This is a genomic window from Parvibaculum sp. (assembly GCF_002684405.1).
In the GTDB taxonomy this organism is placed as follows: Bacteria; Pseudomonadota; Alphaproteobacteria; order Parvibaculales; family Parvibaculaceae; genus Parvibaculum.
The window spans coordinates 1-7,852 of the sequence record NZ_NYVD01000097.1 but is presented as its reverse complement, the minus strand read 5'-3'; the positions used below and the strand labels follow the sequence as shown (position 1 = coordinate 7,852).

The following is a 7,852-nucleotide window of genomic DNA, read 5'->3' as shown; positions in this document are numbered from 1 at the left end:
TCGCTCTCCACGCTCGGCCCTATCTCCTGCCGCATGTGGTGGCGCGCCTGCACAGGCAATATCCCTCACTGAGCCTTTATGTGCGCGAATGCCAGCCGGAGGCGCAGAAGCGCGAATTGTCCGAAGGGCGCCATGACGTGCTGCTCACGCAAATCCCATTTTCGGGGCAGGATTTCGTCAATGAGGAGCTCTTTCACGAGCCGCTTTATCTTGCGGTGGCACGGGATCATCCGCTTGCCGCGCGCGGCCGGGTTACGATGAAGGATATCAGGGACGAAACCATGCTCTCGCTCGGCATGCGCTTTCCCCTTCATGCCGAGGTCTCGCGCCTGGCAGCGAGCTACGGCGCCCGCATGCAGGCCGATTATGAAGGCACCAGCCTCGACGCCTTGCGTCTGATGATCGGGATGGGCATGGGGGCGAGCTTTCTGCCCGCGCTTTATGTCTTCTCCGAAATCCGGTCGGGCAGCGATGTGGTTGCCCTGCCGGTGCAGGGGCAAAGGCTGGAAAGGCGCGTGGCGCTGACCTGGCGCAAGGGCGCAGGCCGGGCCACCGCCTATCGCAAACTCGCCGCGATCATCCGCGAGACGGTTCGCCGCCGTTTCAAGGAACTGACCGTGACCGGAAACCCGGACGCCGATTTGGCAATCATCCGGGGCGGGGTCTAGATTGGATCGAAAGACCGCTTCGGCATGCGTGTCGGGCAAGGGGAGAAACATCCATGGCAAAAGTCGGGCTCTTCGTCACCTGCATCGTCAATACGATGCGGCCCGAAATCGGGTTTGCGAGTCTGAAACTGCTGGAACAGGCAGGCTTTGAGGCCGAGGTCCCGCGCGACCAGACCTGCTGCGGTCAGCCCAACATGAATGGCGGCGACAAGGCAGGCGCGAAGGATTTGGCTCTGCGCCTTGCAAAACTTTATGCCCCCTATGACTACGTTGTCGTACCCTCGGGCTCCTGCGCGGGGACGATCCGCACGCATTATCCCGACTTTTTCGATGAAAGTGATGCGGAGGGGGAGCGTGTTCGCGCGCTGGCGGCGAAGACATGGGAACTCACCTCCTTCCTCACCGATGTGGCGGGCATGAAGGAAGTCGAGGCGCGTTTCGATGGCGCGCTTGCCTATCACGACAGCTGCGCGGGCCTGCGCGAACTCAAGGTGAAGCAGCAACCGCGCACGCTCCTGAAAAGCGTGGAAGGGCTGGAGCTGAAGGATTTGCCCGACGCCGAAGTCTGTTGCGGGTTCGGCGGGCTTTTCTGCGTCAAATATCCGGACGTGTCCGGCGAGATGGTGCGCAAGAAGCTGGCCGATATCGAGGGCACGGAGGCCCGCGCCGTCGCGATGGGCGATGCGGGCTGCATGCTGAATATCGAAGGCGCGCTCGCCCGCAAAGGCTCCGATATCAAGGTCTGGCATGTGGCGGAAGTGCTGGCAGGGCTCGCCAAATGACGCCGCCAAACGATCAACACGCGCCTGAAATGCATGTGACGAGCGAGCGCTTCTCCGAAAACGCGCGCCATGCGCTGGACGACAAGGTGCTGCAGGGCGGGCTGTTCATCTTCGCCAAGGGCTTCACCGCGCTGCGCGAAATCGGCATCTCGCAAGTGCCGGAATTCGGCGATATGCGAGACCGCGCGCGGGACGTGAAGAACCATGTGCTGGAAAATCTCGGCGATTATCTCAAGCAGTTCGAGGAGCGCGTTATCGCCAATGGCGGCCGCGTGCATTGGGCGCGGAATGCATCGGAAGCCAACGAGATCATCGGCCGTCTCTGTGCGGAGGTGAACGCCAAAACCGTCGTCAAATCGAAGTCGATGGTGACCGAAGAGCTGGAACTTAATCCCCATCTCGAAAAGCAGGGGATAGAAGTGTTCGAGAGCGATCTCGGCGAATACATCATCCAGCTTCGCAAGGAAAAGCCGTTCCACATTGTCGGCCCGGCACTGCACCTGACCAAGGAACAGGTGTCGGACACGTTTTACGAGGCGCATCAGCGCTATGGCCGCACCGAAAAGGTGACGGAGAAGGAAGCGCTGGTGCGCGAAGCGCGCATCGTGCTGCGTGAGCGCTTCAAACAGGCCGACGTGGGGATAACCGGCGCGAACTTCCTCGTCGCGGAAACCGGCAGCATCGCGCTGGTGACGAATGAAGGAAACGCGGACCTCTCCGCTACGCTGCCGAAGCACCATATCGCGGTGACGGGGATCGAGAAGATCGTGCCGACGCTTGAGGATCTCGGCCTCTTCCTGCGGCTTTTGCCGCGTTCCGCGCTGGGCCTCGACACGGCGAACTATCTCTCGCTCTACACCGGGCCGAAACGCGACAGCGACCCGGACGGGCCGGAGACATTCGACATCGTGCTGGTCGATAATGGCCGCTCGGATATGCTGGGGAGCGAGTTTCAGGACATGCTCCGCTGCATCCGCTGCGGGGCCTGCCTGAATGGCTGTCCGGTCTTTACCTCGGTGGGCGGGCAGGCCTATGGATCGGTCTATTCAGGGCCGATGGGCGCGGTGTGGACCCCGGCGCTGGCGGGGATAACCCATGCGGCGAACCTGCCCAATGCCTCGACTTTCTGCGGAAAATGCGAGGAAGTCTGCCCGGTTCGCATCCCGTTGCCGAATTTGATGCGGCACTGGCGCGAGCGGGAATTCGAAAAGCACTACACACCGACCGGCCAGCGCTGGGGCATGGGCGCATGGCGCTGGATCGCAGGCAAACCGGCGCTTTATCGACTCGCATCCTCCATGGGCGGGCGGGTGCTCCGCGCCATGGCACGCAAGGGCTGGGTGAAGAAGCTCCCCGGTTTCGCAGGCGGCTGGACCGAAATGCGCGATCTGAAGGCGCCGGAAGGCGGCAGTTTCCTCGAGCAATATGAAAAGGGGAGACGGAGCTGATGGATGCGCGCGATGAAATCCTCGGCAAGCTCGCCCGCAAGAAACATGGCGGCGGCGCGACGGGGATATCCGGCCATATGAAACCCGCCGTGGCGATGAAGACGGGCGAGGAGATGGTCGCCCAGTTCCGCGAGAAGGCGGCGAAGCTCTCTTGCGGTCTCTCCGAATTGTCGAGAATGAGCGAGGTTCCGGGCGAGATTGAGCGCGTTCTGGGCGAGATTGGAACCATGCCCGTTTTGCATGTCTCCGACGAGCCGGAACTGGCCTCACTGCCATGGGAAGATGTCCCCGGTTTGAGAACCAGCCGCGAGATGGATCGCGATGCGCTGGACGGCGTGGCGGCGCTGAGCGCCTGCGCGGCGGCAAGCGCGGAGACGGGGGCGCTGGTGCTGACCTCCGATGCGGACCACGCGACCGCGATCGGCTATCTGCCGGATTTCCATTTCGTGCTGCTGAGGAAATCGCAGATCGTGTCCGGCTTCGAGGGCATCTGGGCGGCGGCGCGGACAAACGGCGGCAATCGCGACCTGCCGCGCGCGGTGAACATCATCGGCGGGCCCTCGCGCACCGGGGATATCGAGGCGACCATGGTGATGGGCGCGCATGGGCCGCGCAGCGTGCATATCCTGCTGGTGGACGGCTAGGGCCTCGCCAAGACCCGGCGCAGGGGCTACGCTTTCATGAATTCGAGTTCCATGAGGCGTTCATGGCCTATCGCCATTCATTTGCCGGTCACCATTATGAATTCCCCGACCTGAAAACGCTGCTGGCGAAGGCAAGCCCGGCGCGCGCGGGCGACCGGCTGGCGGGGCTTGCGGCGGAAACGGATGAAGAGCGCGTCGCCGCGCGCTTTGCGCTGGCCGATCTGCCGCTCGACACCTTTCTCCATGAAGAGCTCGTGCCTTACGAGGCGGATGAGGTGACGCGCCTCATCATGGACGGGCATGACGCGGGCGCATTCGAACCCGTCCGCTCACTGACGGTCGGCGGGTTTCGCGACTGGCTGCTTTCCGACGCGGCGGACGAGGCGGCGCTGAAAGCGCTCGCGCCGGGGCTGACGCCGGAAATGGCCGCCGCCGTCTCGAAGCTCATGCGCAATCAGGATCTGATCGCGGCGGCAAAGAAATGCCGCGTGGTGACGGCTTTCCGCTCCACCATCGGCCTTGCCGGACGGCTCGCCATTCGTATCCAACCCAACCACCCGACGGACGACCTCAAAGGCATCGCAGCCTCCACGCTGGACGGGCTCATGTATGGCTGCGGCGATGCGGTAATCGGCATCAACCCGGCGACCGACAGCCCGGAGGCGATGGCGCGGCTTCTGCACCTGATCGACGATCTGCGGACGCGCTACGACATTCCGACGCAATCCTGCGTGCTGGCGCATGTGACGACGGCGATGGAGGTGATGAAGCGCGGCGCGCCGGTCGATATCGTCTTCCAGTCCATCGCGGGCACGCAAAAGGCGAATGAAAGCTTCGGCATCGGCCTCGCCATGCTAGCCGAAGCGCGCGAGATGGCGCTGGCGCTCGACCGCGGCACGGTCGGCAACAATGTCATGTATTTCGAAACGGGGCAGGGCGCGGCGCTCTCGGCGGAGGCGCATGAAGGGCTCGACCAGCAGACGGTGGAAACCCGCGCCTATGCGGTGGCCCGCGCCTTCTCGCCGCTGCTGACCAATACGGTGGTGGGCTTCATCGGCCCGGAATATCTCTTCGACGGCAAGGAAATCACGCGGGCGGGGCTCGAAGACCATTTCTGCGGCAAGCTGCTGGGCGTGCCCATGGGCGTGGACGTTTGCTACACGAACCACGCCGAAGCCGATCAGGACGACATGGACAATCTGCTGACGCTCTTGGGCGTGGCGGGCTGCAATTTCGTGATGGGCGTGCCGGGCGCGGACGACATCATGCTGAGTTATCAGTCCACCTCCTATCACGACGCGCTCTATGTGCGCGCCGCGCTGGGGTTGAAACCCGCGCCGGAATTCGAAGCCTGGTTGAAGGCCATGAACATCATGGACGATCGGGGGCAGGTGAGGCCGGAGCTTGCGGGCGGCGCGGCGCAGCTTCTCGAATATGGGGCGGCGGAATGAGCGGGGCGGATAGATGGTCCTTCCTGAAGGAGTTCACCGCCGCGCGCATTGCGCTTGGCCGCACCGGCAATGCGCTGCCGACGGCAAACCTTCTCGATTTCCAGATGGCCCATGCCAGGGCGCGCGACGCGGTCCATGCCGTGCTCGATATGGACCTGCTGCAAAGGCAGATTGCGGAGGCTGCGATCGGACTGCCGGTCGCGGAGGTAAAGTCGGAAGCGCCGACGCGCCATGCCTATTTGCAGGACCCGTCCAGGGGGCGGCATCTGGCGGCGGATGCGGAGCTGCGGGAGGCGGCGGGCGAGCATGATGTGGTCTTCGTCATCGGCGATGGCCTCTCCGCAACCGCCGTGCATGAAAACGCCGTGGCGACGCTCGCCGCGACGCTCAAACATCTCGAAGGCTGGACAGTCGCGCCGCTTGTCGTCGCCCATCAGGCCCGCGTGGCGCTTGCCGACGAAATCGGCGCGCATTTCCATGCGGCGCTGAGCGTGATGCTGATCGGGGAAAGGCCGGGCTTGTCGGCGTCGGACAGCCTCGGCGCCTATATCACCTTCGCGCCCAGGCCGGGGCGCAGCAATGCCGAACGCAACTGCGTTTCCAACATCCGCCCCGCGGGCCTCAAGCCGGAGCTTGCCGGCTACAAGATCGCCTGGCTGCTGAAGGAGGCGCGGCGGTTGAAACTCACCGGCGTGAAGCTGAAGGACGACGCACCGAATGCACTGCCCGGGGAGGGGCGGGCGCCGATGTTGGGGCCGTCCTAGCTAACCGCAGTGTCGTCCCGGCACTCGTTGCCGGGACCCACTCGCCTTGACACTTGCCGAAATGCGAGTGGATCCCGGGACCAAGTCCCGGGATGACAATCTTGGTTGAGATGAGGGGAAGCTGATTCCCAAACGCCGTCATTCCGGGCTCGACCCGGAATCCATGCAGCCTCGAAGCAGATCGCTGCCTCTGTGATGCCGGATCAAGTCCTGACATTGGGGATTGATGTAAAGGGACGTATCTGCAACGCGCGCATTCCCGGAGCAGTTTTCGAGACTGGACTGTATGAGATTAAGAGTTCACCCTTACAAAAGGTTAGGCCTGAGGGGAGGGGGGCTTGATTCCAAAATCCCAAAATACGCACTTTGTATCCGGTTTCCCTGAATGGTCTGCGGTGCTTGGCGACTGTTCTGTGCGCTCTAAGGGGTCTGGATGGACCTCTTAAAGCGACTGAGAAAATTACGCCCATGGGAGGGAGTTGTTGCCTTGGCTGCGGTCGGGGTCGCTTGTTATGCGGTTTGGGCTATGGTGCCCGGCTTTCTTTTTGCCCGAAGCATCGTCCTCTTGCAGCAATATCAGGCTTCCATTCCGAAGGCGCCGGCGTTGATGCGGGGCATGTGCAAAAGGGATGGCGGCCTTCGCATCTATAAGACAACGAAAAATGTTGATGGATATGCAATTTTGCCTCCTGGCGGGATGCAAGCCGCAAAGAAGATTGCCGTCGGGAAAGTCACCGGTGCCAGCTTTGAGGGAGGCTGTTTCCCCTGCTTCAAGGAGCTAATTGGAGATGGCTACGAGTACATAGAGACCTACTACGTCGGTGAAGAGGATAGGCTTCGATCGTTGACATTGAGCGGCGCGCAATATGTCCGAAGAACTGGCCTCTATCGCTATCGACTCGTAGATCGACGAGAAGAGCCTTATCTATGTAAGCAATTCGATAGATATTTACGTGTTTATGAAGATTCAGTTCTTCGTGGCCGAGCTAAAACCTACGCAAATGTGGGCGCATTCAAAATGCAAAGTGCGAAGTACAAAGAAGAACTGCATGACAAATGTATATATGCAGAGCGTATATCTGCGTTTTCTTCGCCGTACCTTCTTCGTCACGAGCTGAAAGTCGTAGCAGAAGAGACAGAAAAAGGACGTTCTGTCCGCATACGGCAATTCCGGAACTCTGTATTTTACAAAGATGAGCAATCAGTGTTGGCGGAAGCGATTGGTTATGTCTTCTATGCTGGAGAAGGGCCCAATGCCATCAGCGATGAATCTTGCGGGCAGCTGTATTTGCCGCCGATTACCAAACTCTTGGTTCCCAGCACCTCTCTGAAATAACGAAATAGGGCCGCTCAATCCACGTGGACAGGGGACAAAAGACAGGCGTCAATCATTGGGAGGTCGATTCCGGATCGTTTCGCTTCTCGCAATGACACGTCAGAATACTGATCTTGCTGGTTCGCCGTGTCGAGGCGGCGTTTGCCACGCAGGCGGTTTCTATTAGAGGAGCGGCAAGCCGACTGGCGCGTGTATCCCGGGAACCCCGGCCTGCGCCGGGGCGGGCAAGTCCCGGGATGGCAATGATGATTGGGGAATGGGGAGGCTGATTCCCCAAGGCCGTCATTCCGGGCTCGACCTGGAATCCATGCGGCCCCGAAGCAGATCGCAGCCTCTGTATGGATGCCGGATCAAGTCCGGCATGACGATGTTGTTTGGGTGGAGTGTTTCAGCCCTGATGTTTCGCCGCCCGCAAAGGCAACACCTCATGGAACTTGCCGCTTGCGGTGAGTTGGGGCGGGGTTTCGCTTTTTCGCACCGTGACATCCTCAAGGCCGTTGTCGCGAAACACTCGGGTGACCGACTGGACGACTTCCCTAAAGACAATTTCCGCCGCCGTTTCGTCGGCCGGGTCTATTCGGATCTCGAATTCCTTCTCGCCGATCTGGGCCAGCTGGACGCGGCGGGCGCGCTCGTGTTCCAGCTCGAAGATGAGGGGCGACAGCGTCACCCCGCCGACATGAACGAGCGTCGCCTCGCGGCCTTCCACCTCGAAACTGCGGAAGGGCGAGCCGCAGGGGCAGGGGGCTGTGTGGAAGC

General features: G+C 61.6%; 7 protein-coding genes and 1 pseudogene. 7 read left to right on the top strand and 1 reads right to left on the bottom strand.

What is annotated here, in order from left to right:
- The 7 genes from CMI59_RS08670 to CMI59_RS08640 form a co-directional block, all read left to right on the top strand.
- On the top strand, positions 1-668 hold a 668-nt coding region (locus tag CMI59_RS08670; RefSeq protein ID WP_293327306.1), incomplete at its 5' end, for a LysR substrate-binding domain-containing protein.
- A gap of 53 nt (positions 669-721) precedes the next feature.
- On the top strand, positions 722-1,450 hold the full coding sequence (locus CMI59_RS08665; protein ID WP_293327305.1) for a (Fe-S)-binding protein: 729 nt from the start codon (positions 722-724) through the stop codon (positions 1,448-1,450).
- The gene (locus CMI59_RS08660) at positions 1,447-2,898 is read left to right on the top strand and encodes a LutB/LldF family L-lactate oxidation iron-sulfur protein (protein WP_293327304.1); all 1,452 of its coding nucleotides are present in this window, start codon (positions 1,447-1,449) and stop codon (positions 2,896-2,898) included. Before CMI59_RS08665 ends, CMI59_RS08660 begins: the two co-directional genes overlap by 4 nt.
- Positions 2,898-3,542, top strand: a complete 645-nt coding sequence (locus tag CMI59_RS08655; protein WP_293327303.1) for an LUD domain-containing protein — start codon at positions 2,898-2,900, stop codon at positions 3,540-3,542. Before CMI59_RS08660 ends, CMI59_RS08655 begins: the two co-directional genes overlap by 1 nt.
- A gap of 62 nt (positions 3,543-3,604) precedes the next feature.
- Positions 3,605-4,993, top strand: a complete 1,389-nt coding sequence (locus CMI59_RS08650; protein WP_293327302.1) for an ethanolamine ammonia-lyase subunit EutB — start codon at positions 3,605-3,607, stop codon at positions 4,991-4,993.
- Positions 4,990-5,757, top strand: coding sequence for an ethanolamine ammonia-lyase subunit EutC (eutC, locus tag CMI59_RS08645; protein ID WP_293327301.1), 768 nt, complete (start codon positions 4,990-4,992; stop codon positions 5,755-5,757). The genes CMI59_RS08650 and eutC overlap by 4 nt, the downstream gene beginning before the upstream one ends.
- 487 nt (positions 5,758-6,244) lie before the next feature.
- Positions 6,245-7,093, top strand: a complete 849-nt coding sequence (locus CMI59_RS08640) for a hypothetical protein (protein ID WP_293327300.1) — start codon at positions 6,245-6,247, stop codon at positions 7,091-7,093.
- Between the two features lie 388 nt (positions 7,094-7,481).
- Here the strand turns inward: CMI59_RS08640 and CMI59_RS08635 are convergent.
- Positions 7,482-7,852 (bottom strand): annotated as a pseudogene (locus tag CMI59_RS08635) (hypothetical protein); the annotation flags it as partial.